Genomic DNA, 18,260 nt, shown 5'->3' on the forward strand with positions numbered 1-18,260 from the left:
CTAAACCGCTTTCATGCGAAACCTTATTATGCCCAGCGCGCTCGCGCTCGCCGCCGCCCTGTCATCTCCCGCCTCCGCCCGGCCGATGACCGAGGTCGATCTTGCGACCCTCAAGCGTGTCGCCGCGCCGACCGCGTCGCCCGACGGGCGCTGGATAGCGTATCAGATGACCGAGACCGAAGCCGGGACGTACAAGCGCTCGACCGGCCTGTGGCTGATCGACCGCAACGCGAAGGATGCCAAGCCGGTCGCGATCGCCGATGCCGCGGGCAAGAATGAAACCGCTCCCGCCTTCGACAAGGACGGCATCCTCTATTTCCTTTCTAACGCATCGGGGAAAAGCCAGGTCTGGCGGATCGACCCCAAATCGGGAGGTGCCGCGACACAGGTGACCGACACCAAGGCCGATGTGTCGGGCTTCAAGATCTCACCCGACGGAGCGAAATTGCTCGCGTGGGGCGACATTGCGAGAGAATGCACCGACTTCGGCTGCGACGCCAAGGACAAGGGCGCGCTCACCGGCCCCGGATCGGGGCGTCTTTATAAGGATGGCGCAGGCTTCGTTCGCCACTGGGACGAGTGGGAAACCCCGGGCACCTACAGCCGTCCGTTCGTCTTCAACCTCGACGGCGGCAAGGCGAGCGCCGCGCGCCCGGTCGATGCCGGCCTCACCGGCGACAGCCCGTCGAAACCCTTTGGCGGCGGCGAGGAACTCGCCTGGGGCGCCGACAGTCGCACCGTCTTTTTCACGCTGCGCAAGGCCGACCGGGGCGAGCCGATGTCGACCAATCTCGATATTTACAGCTGGCTGGTCGACAGCCGGATGATGCCGACCAACCTGACGCAGGACAATCAGGCGACCGATACCCTCCCCACTCCCTCACCCGACGGCAAATGGCTCGCCTATGCCGCGATGGCGCGGCCGGGCTATGAGGCCGACCGACAGGTGCTGATGCTGCGCAACCTCGAAAGCGGCGAGGCGCGCAAGCTCACCGACGCGTGGGATCGCTCGGTCGCCTCGATCGCATGGGCGCCCGATGGCAAGTCGCTCTACGTCACCGCGCAGGACACGCTCGAGCATCCGGTGTTCCGCGTCGATGCGGCGACGGGCAAGGTCGAAAAGCTGAAGGCATCGACCGAAGCCTTCGAAGGCAATATCGGCGATGTCACCCCGCTTCCGGGCGCCGCCTTGCTCTATTCGCGCAACAGCGCGCTTGCGCCGACCGACCTTTTTGTTCGCGATGCCAAGGGCAAGGTGAAGCAGATCACCGCGGTCAACGCCGCACGCCTCGCCGAGTTCGACGCCGTAGAGCTCGACCGCATCCAGTTTGCCGGCGCGAACGGCGACAAGGTCTGGGGCATGATCCTCAAGCCCGTCAGCCCGGTCCAGAAACTGCCGGTCGCCTTCATCGTCCATGGCGGCCCGCAGGGCAGCTTCGGCAACAGCTGGTCGACGCGCTGGAACCCGCGCGTCTTTGCGCAGCAGGGTTATGGCGTCGTCACCGTCGATTTCCATGGATCGACCGGCTACGGTCAAGCCTTCACCGACGCGATCAACAAGGATTGGGGCGGCAAGCCGCTCGAGGATCTCAAGCTCGGCCTTGCGGCAGCGGGCAAGCAGGATTCGCAACTCGATCTGAATAACGCCTGCGCGCTCGGCGCGTCGTACGGCGGCTATATGATGAACTGGATCGCCGGCCAGTGGACCGACGGCTTCAAATGCCTCGTCCAGCACGACGGCGTCTTCGACCTGCGCGCGATGGCGTTCGAGACCGAGGAATTGTGGTTCGACGAATGGGACCATGGCGGCCCGTGGTGGGACCGCACCGACCCCGAAAAGTGGAACCCGGTGAACCATGTCGCCAAGTGGAAGACCCCGATGCTGGTGATCACCGGCGAGAAGGATTTCCGCATCCCTTACAGCCAGGGCCTCGCCGCCTTCACCGCACTCCAGCGCCGCGGCGTCGAGAGCCAGCTTCTCGTCTTCCCCGACGAGAATCACTGGGTGCTGAAGGGCGCGAACAGCGTCCAGTGGCACCAGACGGTGTTCAACTGGCTGGGTGGTCATTTGAAGAAATAGGCGGGCTTCTCTAAATCGTCACCCCGGACTTGATCCGGGGCCTGCCTTCTTGACGAAAAGAAAGGCGGGTGCCGGGTCAAGCCCGGCATGACGAGGTAGATAGGGCTGTTCCAGCTATCCCCCCTTGCCGCCTCGCCCCCCGGCTGGCAAAGGCGCCCGGCTATGCCGATGGAAAAAACGTTCGATCCCGCCGCTATCGAGGCGAAATGGGCCCATGAATGGGAAAGCCGCGGGCTATTTCGCCCCGCGCGGCCCGACGCGACGCCGTTCACGATCGTCAACCCGCCGCCGAACGTCACCGGCGCGCTGCACATCGGCCATGCGCTCGACAACACGCTGCAGGACGTGCTCGTCCGCTACGAACGCCTGCGCGGCAAGGATGCGCTGTGGGTCGTCGGCATGGACCATGCCGGCATCGCGACGCAGATGGTCGTCGAACGCCAGATGGAAGAGCGGCAGGACAAGCGTACCAATTACAGCCGCGAAGATTTCATCGACAAGGTGTGGCAGTGGAAGGCCGAAAGCGGCGGCCAGATCACCGGCCAGCTCCGCCGCCTCGGCTGCTCGATGGACTGGTCGCGCGAGCAGTTCACGATGGACCCGCATTTTACTGAGGCCGTGGTCAAGGTGTTCGTCGACCTTCACAAGAAGGGGCTGATCTACCGCGACAAGCGCCTCGTGAACTGGGACCCGAAGCTCAAGACCGCGATTTCGGACCTCGAGGTCGAGACGCACGAGATTCAGGGCGGCTTCTGGCACTTCAAATATCCGCTCGCCGACGGCGTGACCCTTGACGATGGCCGCGATTTTATCGTGGTCGCGACGACGCGCCCCGAAACGATGCTCGCCGACATGGCGGTCGCGGTGCATCCCGACGATGCGCGCTACCAGAGCGTGATCGGCAAGGACATCCTCCAGCCGATCACCGGCCGCCGTTTCAAGATCGTTCCCGACGAACACGCCGATCCCGAACTGGGTTCGGGCGCGGTGAAGATCACCCCAGGACATGATTTCAACGACTTCGACGTCGGCAAACGCGCGGGCTTCAAGCCCGGCGAGATGCTCAACATGCTCGACGGCGATGCGAATGTGATCCAGACCGCAGACGGGCTGATCCCGGATGAATATCTCGGCCTCCACCGCTTCAAGCGTGACGGCAAGGACGGCGCGCGCGAACTGGTCGTGCAGCGGATGAAGGAAGCGGGCTTCCTCATCCCCCATGTCGACAAGGACGGCGCCGAGCATGACGCCGAGCCGCGCACGATCCAGACCCCGTTCGGCGACCGCGGCGGCGTGGTGATCGAACCCTGGCTGACCGACCAATGGTATGTCGACGCCAAAACGCTCGCGCAGCCGCCGATGGCGGCGGTGCGCGACGGGCGGATCAATATCGTGCCTAAGACGTGGGAAAAGACCTTCTTCAACTGGATGGAGAATATCCAGCCCTGGTGCGTGTCGCGCCAGCTGTGGTGGGGGCACCGGATTCCGGCTTGGTATGCCAACGACGGCCGCATCTTCGTCGCCGAGACCGAAGAGGAAGCGCAGGCCGACGCCGGTGCCGGCGTTACCCTCACCCGCGACGAGGACGTCCTCGACACATGGTTCTCCTCGGCGCTCTGGCCCTTCGCAACGCTCGGCTGGCCCGAAGACACCGAGCTTCTGAAGCGCCATTACCCCAACGACGTCCTCGTCTCGGGCTTCGACATCCTCTTCTTCTGGGATGCGCGCATGGCGATGCAGGGCATGGAGTTCATGGGCGACGTGCCGTGGAAGACGCTCTATCTCCACGGTCTCGTCCGCGCGCCCGACGGTGCGAAGATGTCGAAGTCGAAGGGCAATGTCGTCGATCCGCTCGGGCTGATCGATCAATATGGCGCCGACGCGCTGCGCTTCTTCATGGCGGCGATGGAAAGCCAGGGCCGCGACATCAAGATGGATGACGCGCGCCTCGCGGGCTATCGCAATTTCGCGACCAAGCTGTGGAACGCCGCGCGCTTCTGCGAAGCCAACGGCATTTCGGCCTCGACCAGCTTCGAAGCCCCCGCCGCAACGCTGCCGGTCAACCGCTGGATCATCGGCGAGGTCGCCGCGACCGTCGCCGCGATGGACAAGGCGTTTGCCGACTATCGCTTCGATGAGGCCGCGAACGCGATCTACAGCTTTGCGTGGGATCGCTTCTGCGACTGGTATCTCGAGCTGATCAAAGGCGCGATCGACGACGAGACGAAAGCCGTCGCCGGCTGGGTGCTCGACCAGATCCTCGTCATGCTCCACCCCTTCATGCCCTTCATCACCGAAGAGCTGTGGACGGGCCTTGGCGAGCGCGCCGACTATCCGCTGATCACCGCGAAATGGCCCGCGCCGGACGCTGCCCGCGACGCCGATGCCAGCGCCGACGTCGACTGGCTGATCAAGCTCGTCAGCGAATTGCGCACCGCAAAGGCCGAACTCGGCCTGCCGCCCGGTGCGCGCCTGACCGCGCATTTCCCGGCGTCGCTCAAAGGCCGCACCGACAAGCTCGCCGCGCAACTCGACCGCCTCGCGCGTCTCGAAAGCGTAAGCTTCGATCCCGCACCCGCGGGCGCATCGGCGCAGCTCGTCGTCGAGGGTGAGACGATCACCGTCCCGCTCGAAGGCGTGATCGACATCGCCGCCGAGCGCGACCGCCTGACCAAGGCGCTCGCCGCGGCAGTGAAGGAACGCGATGGCCTCGCCGGCCGCCTGAACAATCCCTCCTTCGTCGAGCGCGCCAAGCCCGAAGCGGTCGAAAAGGCGCGCGCCGACCATGCCGCCAAGGAAGCCGAGGCCGACCGCCTGGCCGCCGCACTGGCGCGGCTGGGGTGACCGACGGCGAGCCCGTCACGCCAACCCCGGTCGCCGCGGCGGCCGATCCCGCCGCGGGGCCGGTCCCACCGCGCCAGACCGCGCGCGGCGGCGGGCGCATGGACCTCACCAGCGGGCCGATCACCAAGACGCTGATCCTCTTCGCGCTGCCGACGCTGGCGTCGAACATCCTCCAGACTTTGTCGGGCTCGGTGAACGCGATCTGGGTCGGGCAGTTCCTCGGCGAAAGCGCGCTCGCCGCGACCGCCAACGCGAACATCATCATGTTCCTGATGTTCGGTGCCTTCTTCGGCTTCGGCATGGCGGCGACGGTCCTGATCGGCCAGTCGATGGGGCGCGGCGACATCGATGCCGCGCGCCGCGCGACCGGCGGCGTGATCGGGCTTGCGCTGATCTTCTCGGTCGTGATCGCGATTGTCGGCTGGTTCGCGTCGGACCAGATATTGCGCTGGCTCGAAACCCCGCCCGAAGCCTTCGCGCTCGCGCATGATTATCTGCGCGTTACCTTCCTTGCGGTTCCCGCCTCGATGCTCTCGGTCACGCTGATGATGGCCTCGCGCGGCGCCGGCGACGCGGTCACCCCGCTGCGCTTCATGATCCTCGCGGTCGTGCTCGACATCGTCTTCAACCCTGTGCTGATCCTCGGTCTCGGCCCCTTCCCGCGGCTCGGTATCGCGGGCAGCGCGCTCGCGACGGCGGTCGCCGGCACGATCAGCCTCGCCGGGATGATCGGCTGGTTCTACGCAAAGAACCACGTGCTGCGCCTGCGCGGGCATGAACTGTCGTACCTGCTTCCCAAGCGGAGCGAACTCCGCTTCATCATCGGGCGCGGTCTGCCGATGGGGGCACAGATGCTCGTCTTGTCGGGTTCCGGGCTCGTCATGGTCGGGCTCGTCAACCGCGAGGGGCTGGTCACCGCCGCCGCCTATGGCGCGACACTTCAGCTGTGGAACTATATCCAGATGCCCGCGCTCGCGGTCGGCGCCGCGGTCAGCTCGATGGCCGCGCAGAATATCGGCGCCGGGCGCTGGGACCGCGTGGCATCGGTGACGAACAGCGGCATCGCGATCAACCTCTTGATGACCGGCGTCCTGATCGGTCTGCTCTTGCTGTTCGATCGCGCCGCGCTCGCGCTCTTCCTCGGCAGCGAAAGCCCCGCGATCGACGTCGCGCGCAATATCCAGCTGATCGCGACCTGGACCTTCCTCCCCTTCGGCACGACGATCGTGCTGATCAGCACGCTGCGCGCCAACGGTTCGGTCGTGCCGCCGCTCGTCATCCTGTTCCTGTCGATGTTCCCGATCCGCCTCGGCATCTATTATTTCGGCTATCCGTCGGTAGGCAGCGACATTCTCTGGTGGAGCTTCCCGCTGTCCTCGCTCGCCTCGCTGGCGCTGGCGTGGATCATCTACAAGCGCAGCGACTGGCGCCGCACGCTCCCCCAACCCGGCCGCTGATCGGCGCCCGGCTTTCGACCAAAGCGCGCGCACCTTCGACTGGCGGCCCGGTGCGCGCTAGCCATCGCGCCGCCTTTGGCGCTAAAGAAGCCCCAATGAACATGAATATCCGCAAAGACGCGCTGCGCGACCAGCGCGCTAAAATGCTGGCGGCGGCGCCCGACTGGCGAGCGTCCGATGCGCGCGTCAATCCGCGCGTCGCGATCGGGTCGATCATCGCGATGTGGCTGATCTATTTCCTGATTACCACCGGCCTCGCAATACTCACCGGCGCGCCCGAGCAATGGTCCTACGCCGCGCGGCGCGGGATCGTCGTGATCGCGGGCATATTATGCACCTTCGTCCTCTATCAGCTGCTCCAGCGCGCCCAGCCCCAAAGTTTCGGCGCGCGCCTCGCCGCGGCGCTCGGCGCCGCGGTCCCGCTCGTTATCGTCTACGCGTCGGTCAATCTTCTCGTTTTCTATTACTGGTTCCCCGTTTCCGACAGCGCCAAAATCATCGAAGAGATGCAATCGAAGTTCCCGGGCAGCTGGGAAACGGTGCTGATCCTGGACAGCTCGATCCGCTGGTATTTCTTCTTCGCGGTCTGGGCCGCACTCTATGTCGCCTTCGGCTATGCCAACGAGATGCGCGCGGTCGAGCGGCGCGCGAACCATTTCCGTATCGAGGCGCAGACCGCGCAGCTCCGCGCGCTGCATTATCAGGTCAATCCGCACTTCCTGTTCAACACGCTCAATTCGCTGTCGACCCTCGTCCTGCGCGGTTCGAAGGCGGAGGCCGAAACGATGATCATGAACCTCTCGTCCTTCCTGCGCTCGAGCCTCGCGGTCGATCCCGAACAGCTGGTCAGTCTCGACGAGGAGATCGCGCTGCAGCGCCTCTATCTCGACATCGAACAGACGCGCTTCCCTGACCGCCTGCAGGTCGAAGTCGAGATGCCCGAGGAATTGGAGCACGCCTGCGTGCCCGTGCTGATCCTGCAGCCGATCATCGAGAACGCGATCAAATATGGCGTTGCGCCCAGCAAGGGGAAGATCGCGATCCGCCTCACCGCCAGCGCCGAATATGGCCTGCTGGTGCTGCGGATCGAGAATGACATCGACCCCAAGGCGCCGACACCCGATTCCGGGACCGGCCTCGGGCTCGGCAACGTCCGCGAGCGGCTGCTCACGCGCTATGGCCCCACCGCCGGGTGCGAATGGGGGCCGTCGGACAGCGGCGGCTTCGTCGTGTCGCTCTGGCTGCCGCTGGCACGGGAGGCTTGCTGATGATCCAGACGCTTCGCACCCTGATCGTCGATGACGAACCGCTGGCGATCGAGCGATTGCAGATCCTGACCGGGCAACAGGATGGCGTCTCGCTCGTCGGCACCGCCAGCGACGGCGCCTCGGCGCTCCGCATGGTCGACGCGCTCGCGCCTGATCTCGTGCTCTGCGACATCGCCATGCCCGATCTCAACGGCCTCGAGGTCGCCGCAGCGATCGAGGCGCTCGATAATCCGCCGGCGGTCGTCTTCGTGACAGCCTTCGATCGCTACGCCGTCGCGGCGTTCGATGTCGCCGCCGTCGATTATTTGCTGAAGCCCGTGTCGCCCGATCGCCTCGGCCGCGCGCTGTCACGCGTGCGCGAATGGCGCGCCACCGATCGCGGTCGGGTACAGAAAAGCAAGTGGATCAACGAATTCTGGGTCCAGAACCGCGGCGAGATGCTGCGTATCGACGCGGCGCAGGTCGACCTGATCGAGGCCGAGCGCGACTATATGCGCTTGCATGTCGGCGGGCGCAGCTGGTTGATCCACCAGACGATCAAGTCGCTGGAAGCGCGCATGAACCCCGACCAGTTCATGCGCATCCACCGGTCGAAAATGATCCGCCGCGACGGCATCGCCGGGCTGAAGCATCATGGCGACGGCGCCTGGAGCGTCGATCTGGGCGAAGGCGGCGTGCACCGCATCGGCCGTACCTATCTTCACGACGTAAAGGCGATCATGCACGGGGCATGATCGCCTTTCGGGTGTCTGGATTGGCGCGCCGTCAGGGAGCGGCGACGACGACAATCCGGCCGCGATCGGCCAGCCGTGCGCTGTCGCCGTTGAACAGGCCGGCCAGCTTGACATCGGCATCGGCCATCGTTGCGGTCTTGCAGGTCAGCGCGCTCGCGCGCTCGCGCAAGGTTTGCCGGTTGTGCGCCTCGCTGTTGCATACCCGTTGCACCGCCGACTTGACCCGCGTGGCAAGCCGCTCGCGGCCCTCCACGCTCGCAAGGTTCAGGTCGCTGTATCGCACGATGACGCTATGCCGTTCGCCATCGTCCTCGGCCGCAGCCGGAACGGTCAGGCCGACGAACGCCATCGGTGTCGCCAGCAGGATGAAGGAAAGTTTCGCCATGGGGGAGTCCTCTCTTTGGGGGATCGGATGCGGGATACGAAGGATCCGGACCGGGGAGACCGGTAACCCCCGCATCCCGCAGCCTCTGAATGCACCCGCCATCGCGGCGGATCACGCGCGGTTCGACCGGGCCCGACGCGTGATCGACTGAGAGGATGAAGGGCATTGATCCATCGACCAATGGCCGGCCGCCGGGCAATATCATGGCGTCAGGCTTGCATTGAGCGCACGGTCATGGCGAAATCCGCGCGTGACGAGGAAATTATCTTTCGCCCCGAGTCGACATACCGGCGTGCGGCTGTTTCGCTGGTCGATGCTGGCGCTCGCCGGAGTCGGCGGCGGAATGATGCTCGGCGAAATGGTAGCCGGAACTCGACTGGGGGCGGGCGTTGACGAACCCGCGTCCTATTCGCACCTCAGCGCCAATCCCGATGCGCTGGTGCCGCAAGGCGAAGGCGCGGCGCCCTGCCCCGATTGTGCTGACAGCTACGGCGTCGCGATGCGGCTGCGTGCCCATCGCGACGACAGGATGAGCGACGAGTTCCGCGAGCTTGGCGCGGTCGATCTCGATCCGCCGTTACCAGCCGATGCCGGCGACGATTATCGCTACGGCGGCCGGTTTCCCGACCCCGAGCCCCGCGCAGCCGTGCCGGGCAATGACCCGCATGCCATCGCGCCGGCGGGCGATGCCCCACCCGCCGACGAAATAGCGCCAATGCCCGCGGAATATTGACGCGTCAGCGCGGCGGTGTTGCCGGCGGAGCGCAGCGGGTCCTGTCGCCCGCCTTGCAGGCGGCGACATCGGCCTCCCATTTCATCCGCTCTTCGGCCGACATCGCGGCGACGCGCGCCTTTTCGGCCTCATAGGCCGCGGTTTCCTCGGCAAACTCGGTCTGGTCATGCGCGACCTGCTGCTGTGCGGCGGACACTTCCTGCTCATAGGTCGTGTTGTCCGCCTTGGCGCGGGCCGCCTGTTCGGCGTTCAGCCGGGCGGTGTTCGAACGCTCTTCGGACGTGGTGCCGTCGGGCAGCTTCTTTCCGGCGGGAGCCGTGGTGGTGGTGGCGTCGGTCGGGGCCGGGGTCTGGAAGGCCGCAGCCTGGCCCGAACCCAGCAGCGCAAACGCCGCGGCGGCTGCCAATATCGTTCTGGTCATCGAAGCTTCTCCTTCAGTCAACTGTTCTGCCGATCCAACGCTTTGCCCGCGGGCACGTTCCCGGCGCCGATTTGACCTCGCCCGGGGCAGCCGCCATGCTGGGCGTCCTCACCATGTCCGATCGGATCTTCATTTGCCAGCCCGACCGAAGCATCCCATCAATCGCCCGGTGTTTTTCACGCCTCTAGCGGTGCTTCTCGCCGCCGTCGTTCTCAGCCTGTGGCAGGGGGCCGCGGTCGTCGCGGTAGAAACAGCGATCAACGACTGGATATTGGGGAATTTTTCGCCGCTTTTCGCATGGGCCGGGATCGGTTTTCTGGCGCTGCTCGCCGGTATCGCGCTCTCGCCGCTAGGCGGGCGGATCATCGGCGGGCCAGGGGCGAAACCGATCTTGACGCGCTGGCGCTGGTTCGCCGTCACCCTCTGCACGACCATCGCCACCGGCATATTGTTCTGGGGGGCGGCCGAACCCTTGTTTCACCTCAACGATCCGCCCGCGATGCTGGGATTGCAGCCAGGCAGCGATGCCGCCGCGACCTTCGCGATGTCGACGATGTTCCTGCACTGGACGCTGACGCCCTACGCCATTTACACCGTCGCCGGGCTCGCCTTTGCGCTCGTCTATTACAATCGCGGCGAACCGTTCAGCCTGTCGTCGCTGTTCGTGCCGCTGATCGGCCAGCGCGCGCACGGCCCGGTCGGAACCGGGATCGACATCATCTGCCTTTACGCGCTGGTCGCGGGAATGGCGGCATCGCTCGGCGCCGGGCTGCTAGCGCTCGCTGGCGGAATCGAGGGAATCGGCGGCTTCGAAGGCGGTCCGCCGCTGCGCTGGGCGATCGCCGCCGCGATCGTCGGCAGCTTCCTGATTTCCGCCGCGACCGGACTTCAGAAAGGTATCGCCGGCCTTTCGGTACTAAATACCTGGATTTTCTTCGCAATTATCGCCTTCGTCCTGCTCGCCGGCCCGACCGCCGCCATGTTCGACCTCACGCTACGCGGCACTTTCGACTACTTCCAGACCTTCATCCCGCGCAACCTCGGCCTCGATGTCGATGGCGACTGGCATCGCCAATGGACGATCTTCAACTGGGCCAACTGGTTCGCCTGGGCGCCGGTGACCGCGCTGTTCCTCGGCCGCCTCGCGGTCGGATACAGCGTTCGCGCGTTCATAATGTACAATCTGATCCTGCCGTCGCTGTTCGGTGCGGTGTGGATGACGGCGATCGCCGGCGCGACGATCGCGCTCGACCAGCAAAGCGGCGCCAGCCTTTACGCCATCCTGGCCGCGCAGGGCCCCGACCCGGTGCTGTTTCGCCTGTTCAGCGCGCTCGGTGGCGGACCCGCCGTGACCGCGATCGTGCTGTTCGCGATCTTCCTGTCCTATGTCGCCGGCGCCGATGCCAATGTCTCGGCGATGAGCGCGCTGTCGACGCACGGTATCTCGCCCGACGCGCCCGAGGCGCCGCTCGGCGTCCAGGCCGTGTGGGGCATCACGGTGGGATTGGTGGCGCTGCTACTCGTCGCGGGTGGCGGTATCGACGGCATCCGCATGATGTCCGTCCTCGGCGGCTTTCCCGCGCTGTTCGTCATCGTCGGCGCGGCGCTGTCGCTAGCGGTGATGGCGGTACGGGGACGGCACCAAGCCGCCCCCGCCCGATCCTGAGAAAGGGGTCTCAGGACTTACCAGATTTTCGTGCGTGCCTCGGGCTTCAGATAATATTTGGCGCCCGCCTCGACGCTGAACGCCTTGTACCACGCATCGACATTGCGCACAGGCCCAATGATGCGCCAGCGCGCTGGGCTGTGTGGATCGCTCGCCACCTGCTGCTTGATCGCATCTTCGCGCTGCTTGGTCCGCCATGCCTGTGCAAAGGCGAGGAAGAAGCGCTGGTCGCCGCTCAGCCCGTCGATCACCGGTGCGGGCTTGCCGCCCAGCGAACGGCGATAGGCGTCATAGGCAACCTCCAGCCCCGCGAGATCGGCGATATTCTCGCCCATCGTCAGGTCGGGGTTGATGAAGGAACCCGGCGCCGCCTCATAGGTCGCATATTGCGCGCCGAATGCCTTGGCCTGCGCATCGAAGCGCGCCGCGTCCTCGGCGGTCCACCAGTCGCGCACTGCGCCTTCGGCATCGATCTTGCGGCCCTGATCGTCGAAACCGTGCGTGATTTCATGGCCGATCACCGCGCCGATCGCGCCATAATTGACCGCATCGTCGACGCTCTCGCTGAAATAGGGCGCCTGCAATATGCCGGCCGGGAAGACGATCTTGTTCTCCAACCCACCGTTGTACGCGTTCACTTCCTGCGGGTTCATCGACCATTTCTTGCGGTCGACGGGCTTGTTGAGGTCCGACAGCGCATAGGCATATTCGAACGCCGCGCTACGCTTCACATTGCCATAGAGGTCGGCGGGATCGATCTTCAGCCCCGAATAGTCGCGCCATTTGTCGGGGTAACCGACCATCACGTCCATCTTCGCGAGCTTGGCCAGCGCCGCTTCCTTCGTCGCGGGCGCCATCCAGCTGTTGCCGCGGATGCGGTCGCCCATCGCCAGTTTCAGGTTGGTGACCAGCACCTCCATCTTCGCCTTCGCGCTCGCCGGGAAATATTGCTTCGAATAGGTTTCGCCGACGAGCTCACCCAAGCTGCCGTCGACCAGCGTCAGGCCGCGTTTCCAGCGCGGGCGCAGTTCGCCCACGCCGCTCAGTGCCTTGGTATATTCAAAACGGCTGTCGACGAATGCCTTCGACAGATAGGGCGCCGCATTGTCGGCGACGTGGAACTGCTGCCAAAGCTTGATCGTGTCGAGCGGGGTCTTGGCATAGAGCGCTGCGATGTCGCGCACCGCGGTCTTTTCGTTGACGATGATCCGTTTCTGCGACGCGATGCCGGCGCCCGCGAACCACGCGGTCCAATCAAGTCCGGGGGCATAGGCTGACAGCTCTTCGGACGACATCGGATTGTTGATCTTGCCGATGTCGCGGCGGTCGGCGATCGCCCAGCTGACCTTGGCGATCTCGGTTTCGAACGCCATGACCGCGTCGGCCGCCTTCTCGGGATCGGCATTGCCCGCCATCTTCATCGTCCGCGCGATATAGGCGCGATAGGCGTCGCGCTGCGGCTTGAAGCTGTCGTTGAGATAATAGTCGCGCTCGGGCAGGCCGAGCCCTGCCTGACCCAGCCACAGCACATTGACCGTTGGATCGGCGGTGTCGGCATAGGGCCCGCCGCTGACGATCGTCGACCCGAAAGTGCCTTGCGTACCGCCCATGAAACGCGCCATCGCGCTCTTGTCCTTGATCGCGGCGACCGCGGCGACGTCGGCCATCAGCGGCTTGGCGGCCAGCGTTTCGACACGCACCTCGTCCATGAAGCTCTGGTAGAGCCCGCCGACCTGGCTCGTCGCCGGCGCGCCCGCGACGACCGCGCGCAGCTGGCGCTGGGTCAAATTATAAACGTCGTAGTCGACACCCGCCGACGCCTGGTCGGACGGAATCTCGGTGCGCGCGAACCAGCCGCCATTGGCATATCTGTCGAAATCGTCGCCGGGCTTCACCGACGTATCGCGCGCGCCGAGGTCGACACCCCATTTGCCGAAGGTCAACGCCCTGAGCGATGCGCCGTCGGCACCGCCCGCCTCGTCGCCATCGGCAATATTGGCCGCCGCCGCAGGCCTGTCACGGGCAATCGCTGGCCCTGCCATCAGCGATACCGCCAAAGCCGCCGTTGCCGCCCCAACAAAAAAAGACTTCATTTCCGATCTCCCGCGCCGGCGCCCCCTGCCCGGCGAATATGCTCGTCACTCTCGGGGACCGCGCGCACCAGTCAAGTGAGCGAGCCGACATTGGTCGATCCAAAAGCCGCGTTGGTAGATTTTTGCCAACAATGTCAGATTCAACACCCCATCGGGCGGAGGGATCGCGCCGCCAGGGTCGGAGCGAGACAGGCTATCCGGGAGGCGCTGTCGTCGGGAGCACAACCTCCACCCGGCGATTCTTCGCCCGGCCAACAGGATTATCCGTACCACCCGCCGTTTCATTTGGGACGATCGGGGCGGTTTCCCCCTTGCCCGAGACCTGGAATTCGCGCTGCCGCACGCCAACCTGCCGCCCGAACCATTCGGCAACCGTCTTCGCCCGCGCTTCGGAGAGTTTCTGGTTGTAGGCGTCGTCACCCTTGCTGTCGGTATGCCCGATCACCTGGATCGCGCCCGGCGGCGCCCGGCGGATCAGTTCTGCCGCCTTCGCAAGTTCGGCCTCCGCGACGGACGTGAGAGTCGATTTGTCGAAGTCGAAAAGCGCGTCGGCGGCGAGGTCGATGATCGTCCCCATGTCGGTGACCCGGACGTTGAGGCCACTGGTGTCACCAGCAAGCGCGCTGACGTCGGCCCGCATCGAACCGCTGGGTGCGGACGGGTTGCCCGTCTCGACGCCCGCCGTCGACATCGGTGCCGTCGCGGCGTCCAGGCTTTGACCGCCGGTGCCGGCCGCCTCCTCGCCTTTGGAACAACCCGCCGTCAGCATCAGCCCGCCGATGAGGACAATGGCCGTCCTCATCGCGCGACCGTCACTCCGTCAAACGGGGCGACGCCGGGAAGATTGATCGACACGGTGGGGCTGGTCGCCGGCGGCGCCGGGAATTTGGCCCAGATCACGCCATTGGGCGAACAGTTCAACCCGATCCGATCCTTGCCGTTGAGCGGCGAACCCATCCAGGCGCCGGCGTTGTCCTTGAGCACACCGATGCGCTGGGATGTGGTGTCGTCGATGATGCTGATCTCATCGAACTTCAGATAGGCCCATTGGTTCTTTTCGGACGTGCAATTGACCGTCACGGTCAGGATGTCGCCGGTGACCGCCGCCTTGAGCAACGCGAACTGGATGCCATCCGGCCCCGGCTGGGTCTGGATAGCGGTGGGCGCAGGCGGCGCCTCGGGAACAACCTCATCGCGGACCACACCGCTGCCGCTCGCACCCGGTGCCGCGGTTTCGGTCGCAGCCTTTTCATTGGCCGGTGGTGAAGCAGCCTGTTGGCAGGCTGTCAGCCCAAGTGCGGTGGCGGTCAGTCCGGCAAGCATGGCACGGGAAATTGTCATATCGCGATCCTCCCTCTAGATCAGCATGCTATACGTACCGACCTCCCAACAGTTCCCGCCCGCTGCCGGAATCCGTCCATTGCGACACCGATCGCGCATCCCTATCTTCGCCGCGTCGCGCCCTCTTGCGTACCAAGAACAAATCTGGAACATAGCCTCCCATGAGTCTCACCCACACCTCCCGCCAGCATGGGTCTTCCCTATGCTGACCCACATCAAAGTGCGCGGTGCGCGCGAGCATAATCTCAAGGGCGTCAACGTCGACCTGCCGCGCGACGCGCTGATCGTCATCACCGGCCTCTCAGGCTCGGGCAAATCTTCGCTCGCGTTCGACACCATCTATGCCGAGGGGCAGCGGCGCTATGTCGAGAGTCTGTCGGCCTACGCACGCCAGTTCCTCGAGATGATGCAAAAGCCCGATGTCGAGCATATCGACGGGCTGTCGCCGGCGATCAGCATCGAGCAGAAGACGACGTCGCGGAACCCGCGCTCGACCGTCGCGACGGTGACCGAGATTTATGACTATATGCGCCTGCTCTGGGCGCGAGTCGGCATTCCCTATTCGCCCGCGACGGGCGAGCCGATCTCGGCGCAGACCGTCACCGACATGGTCGACCGCGTAATGGCGTTGCCCGAAGGGACGCGCGCCTATCTGCTCGCCCCGGTCGTGCGCGGCCGCAAGGGCGAGTATAAAAAGGAACTCGCGCAGTGGCAGAAGGACGGCTTCACCCGCGTCCGCATCGACGGCGAATTTTACGAGATCGGTGAAGCGCCAACGCTCGACAAGAAGTACAAGCATGACATCGAAGTTGTTGTCGACCGCATCGCGGTGCGGGAAGGCCTCGGCACACGCCTCGCCGACAGCTTCGAGACCGCGCTCAAGCTCGCCGAAGGGCTCGCCTATGTCGACCTCGCCGACGGCCCGGTGCCGGGGCGCGAAGAGGAAGATACCGGCGGCGCGATGAAGGGCGCGGGAATCCCCGCGAACCGCCTGATCTTCTCGGAGAAATTCGCTTGCCCCGTGTCGGGCTTCACGATCGCCGAGATCGAGCCGCGGCTGTTCAGCTTCAACGCGCCGCAGGGCGCCTGCCCCGCGTGCGACGGCCTCGGCGAGCGACAGGAGTTCGACCCCGACCTCGTCGTCCCCAACCATGCGCTGTCCTTGAAAAAAGGCGCGGTGGTGCCGTGGGCGAAATCGAACCCGCCCTCGCCCTATTATATGCAGGTGCTCGAAAGCCTCGGCAAAGCCTATGGCTTCGACCTGACGACGCCGTGGCAGGATCTGCCCGGCGAGGTGCAGCTCATCATCCTCTATGGCAGCGGCGGCAAACCCGTCGAGCTGACCTTCAAGGATGGCAAACGCAGCTACACGACGCACAAGGCGTTCGAGGGCGTGATCGGCAACCTTAACCGCCGCCTGCTCCAGACCGAAAGCACGTGGATGCGCGAGGAGCTGAGCAAATATCAGACCGCGCAGCCGTGCGAGACGTGCCACGGCGCGCGCCTGCGTCCCGAACCGCTCGCGGTGAAGATCGCGGGCGAGGACATCAGCATGTCGGCGCAGCGCTCGGTGGCGGACGCGCTTGGCTGGTTCAGCACGCTCGACGAGAAGCTCAACGACACGCAGCGCCAGATCGCCAAGGCGATTTTGAAGGAAATCAACGAGCGGCTCGGCTTCCTCAACAATGTCGGGCTCGATTACCTCAACCTCAACCGCACCAGCGGCACGCTCAGCGGCGGCGAAAGCCAGCGCATCCGCCTCGCCTCGCAGATCGGATCGGGCCTGTCGGGCGTGCTCTACGTCCTCGACGAGCCGAGCATCGGCCTCCACCAGCGCGACAACGACCGGCTGCTCGCGACGCTGAAGCGCCTCCGCGATCTCGGCAACACCGTGATCGTCGTCGAGCATGACGAGGACGCGATCCGCCACGCCGATTATGTCGTCGACATGGGTCCCGGCGCGGGCCTCCACGGCGGCGAGATCGTCGCCGAGGGCACGCTCGAGGAAGTCCTCGCTAACAAGAACAGCCTCACCGCCGCCTACCTGACCGGCGCGAAAAGGATCGAAGTGCCGAAGCACCGCCGCCCCGGCAACGGCTTCGATCTCGTTCTCAAGGGCGCGCGCGCGAACAACCTGCGCAATGTCACCGCGAAGATCCCGCTCGGCACCTTCACCTGCATCACCGGCCTGTCGGGCAGCGGCAAGTCGAGCCTGATCATAGACACGCTCTATGCCAGCGCGGCGCGCATGCTCAACGGCGCGCGGATGGTCGCGGGGCCGCACGACAGCCTCAAGGGGCTCGAGCATTGCGACAAGGTCATCGACATCGACCAGTCGCCAATCGGCCGCACCCCGCGCAGCAACCCCGCCACTTATACCGGCGCCTTCACGATCATCCGCGACTGGTTCGCAGGCCTCCCCGAAAGCCAGGCGCGCGGTTACAAGCCGGGGCGCTTCAGCTTCAACGTCAAGGGCGGGCGCTGCGAAACCTGCACCGGCGACGGGCTGATCAAGATCGAGATGCACTTCCTGCCCGACGTCTATGTGACGTGCGAGACGTGCCACGGCAAACGCTACAACCGCGAAACGCTCGAGGTGAAGTTCAAGGGGCACAGCATCGCCGACGTGCTCGACATGACGGTCGAGGATGCAGCGGAGTTCTTCAAGGCGGTGCCGTCGATCCGCGAGAAGATGGCGATGCTCGTCCGCGTCGGGCTCGGCTATATCAAGGTCGGCCAACAGGCGACGACGCTGTCGGGCGGCGAGGCGCAGCGGGTGAAGCTCGCCAAGGAACTCTCGCGCCGTTCGACCGGGCAGACGCTCTATATCCTCGATGAGCCGACGACCGGCCTCCATTTCGAGGATGTGCGCAAGCTGCTCGAAGTGCTGCAGGCGCTCGTCGAACAGGGCAACAGCGTCGTGGTGATCGAGCATAATCTCGACGTCATCAAGACCGCCGACTGGATCGTCGACCTCGGCCCCGAAGGCGGGGTCAAGGGCGGCGAAATCGTCGCCGCGGGCACGCCCGAGCAGGTGGTGAAGGAAAAACGCAGCTTTACGGGCCAGTATCTGGCGCCGTTACTGAAACAGGGCGCCGACCTTAAGTAACACGCCTAGGGTCAGGACCCATTGATTTGCGGAGATGGCTGTGATTCAGGCGACCACGAAGGAGCCTGAATTTGAGCGATTTATTCTGGCTGACGGACGAGCAGATGGCGCGTCTTCAGCCCTATTTTC

General features: G+C 65.1%; 13 protein-coding genes. 8 read left to right on the top strand and 5 right to left on the bottom strand.

What is annotated here, in order from left to right:
• Nucleotides 1-13: 13 nt before the first annotated feature.
• The 5 genes from V6M50_RS11770 to V6M50_RS11790 all read left to right on the top strand — a co-directional run bounded on the left by V6M50_RS11770 (nucleotide 14) and on the right by V6M50_RS11790 (nucleotide 8,383).
• Nucleotides 14-2,080: a S9 family peptidase gene (locus tag V6M50_RS11770; protein ID WP_332818757.1), complete on the top strand. Its 2,067-nt coding sequence runs from the start codon at nucleotides 14-16 to the stop codon at nucleotides 2,078-2,080.
• A 162-nt stretch (nucleotides 2,081-2,242) separates the two neighbouring features.
• The gene (locus V6M50_RS11775; RefSeq protein ID WP_332818758.1) at nucleotides 2,243-4,924 is read left to right on the top strand and encodes a valine--tRNA ligase; all 2,682 of its coding nucleotides are present in this window, start codon (nucleotides 2,243-2,245) and stop codon (nucleotides 4,922-4,924) included.
• Nucleotides 4,925-5,022: 98 nt separating this feature from the next.
• Nucleotides 5,023-6,381 carry an MATE family efflux transporter gene (locus V6M50_RS11780; RefSeq protein WP_443030506.1) on the top strand — a complete coding sequence of 453 codons (1,359 nt, stop codon included), beginning with the start codon at nucleotides 5,023-5,025 and terminating at the stop codon, nucleotides 6,379-6,381.
• Between the two features lie 95 nt (nucleotides 6,382-6,476).
• Nucleotides 6,477-7,649 carry a sensor histidine kinase gene (locus V6M50_RS11785; RefSeq protein ID WP_332818760.1) on the top strand — a complete coding sequence of 391 codons (1,173 nt, stop codon included), beginning with the start codon at nucleotides 6,477-6,479 and terminating at the stop codon, nucleotides 7,647-7,649.
• Nucleotides 7,649-8,383, top strand: coding sequence for a LytR/AlgR family response regulator transcription factor (locus tag V6M50_RS11790; RefSeq protein ID WP_332818761.1), 735 nt, complete (start codon nucleotides 7,649-7,651; stop codon nucleotides 8,381-8,383). The genes V6M50_RS11785 and V6M50_RS11790 overlap by 1 nt, the downstream gene beginning before the upstream one ends.
• Nucleotides 8,384-8,414: 31 nt before the next feature.
• Here V6M50_RS11790 and V6M50_RS11795 read toward each other — a convergent pair whose 3' ends face one another.
• On the bottom strand, nucleotides 8,415-8,768 hold the full coding sequence (locus tag V6M50_RS11795; RefSeq protein WP_332818762.1) for a UrcA family protein: 354 nt from the start codon (nucleotides 8,766-8,768) through the stop codon (nucleotides 8,415-8,417).
• 292 nt (nucleotides 8,769-9,060) lie between these two features.
• On the opposite strand from V6M50_RS11795, the gene V6M50_RS11800 reads away from it, so the two are divergent.
• Nucleotides 9,061-9,501, top strand: a complete 441-nt coding sequence (locus V6M50_RS11800; RefSeq protein ID WP_332818763.1) for a hypothetical protein — start codon at nucleotides 9,061-9,063, stop codon at nucleotides 9,499-9,501.
• 4 nt (nucleotides 9,502-9,505) lie between these two features.
• Here V6M50_RS11800 and V6M50_RS11805 read toward each other — a convergent pair whose 3' ends face one another.
• Complete coding sequence (locus V6M50_RS11805; RefSeq protein ID WP_332818764.1) at nucleotides 9,506-9,922, bottom strand: hypothetical protein; 417 nt, start codon at nucleotides 9,920-9,922, stop codon at nucleotides 9,506-9,508.
• Nucleotides 9,923-10,091: 169 nt separating this feature from the next.
• Here V6M50_RS11805 and V6M50_RS11810 point away from each other — a divergent pair, with 169 nt between their 5' ends.
• The gene (locus V6M50_RS11810; RefSeq protein WP_332818765.1) at nucleotides 10,092-11,588 is read left to right on the top strand and encodes a BCCT family transporter; all 1,497 of its coding nucleotides are present in this window, start codon (nucleotides 10,092-10,094) and stop codon (nucleotides 11,586-11,588) included.
• A gap of 17 nt (nucleotides 11,589-11,605) precedes the next feature.
• Here V6M50_RS11810 and V6M50_RS11815 read toward each other — a convergent pair whose 3' ends face one another.
• From V6M50_RS11815 to V6M50_RS11825, 3 genes are all read right to left on the bottom strand, one after another.
• A complete protein-coding gene (locus V6M50_RS11815; RefSeq protein ID WP_332818766.1) occupies nucleotides 11,606-13,681 on the bottom strand; it encodes a M13 family metallopeptidase in 2,076 nt (691 codons plus the stop codon).
• Between the two features lie 193 nt (nucleotides 13,682-13,874).
• The gene (locus V6M50_RS11820) at nucleotides 13,875-14,450 is read right to left on the bottom strand and encodes an OmpA family protein (RefSeq protein ID WP_332818767.1); all 576 of its coding nucleotides are present in this window, start codon (nucleotides 14,448-14,450) and stop codon (nucleotides 13,875-13,877) included.
• A 29-nt stretch (nucleotides 14,451-14,479) separates the two neighbouring features.
• The gene (locus V6M50_RS11825; RefSeq protein ID WP_332818768.1) at nucleotides 14,480-15,022 is read right to left on the bottom strand and encodes a hypothetical protein; all 543 of its coding nucleotides are present in this window, start codon (nucleotides 15,020-15,022) and stop codon (nucleotides 14,480-14,482) included.
• A gap of 202 nt (nucleotides 15,023-15,224) precedes the next feature.
• Here V6M50_RS11825 and uvrA point away from each other — a divergent pair, with 202 nt between their 5' ends.
• Nucleotides 15,225-18,131, top strand: coding sequence for an excinuclease ABC subunit UvrA (uvrA, locus tag V6M50_RS11830; protein ID WP_332818769.1), 2,907 nt, complete (start codon nucleotides 15,225-15,227; stop codon nucleotides 18,129-18,131).
• Nucleotides 18,132-18,260 lie beyond the last annotated feature (129 nt).

It is taken from the genome of Sphingopyxis sp., from assembly GCF_036675685.1.
Classification (GTDB): Bacteria; Pseudomonadota; Alphaproteobacteria; order Sphingomonadales; family Sphingomonadaceae; genus Sphingopyxis.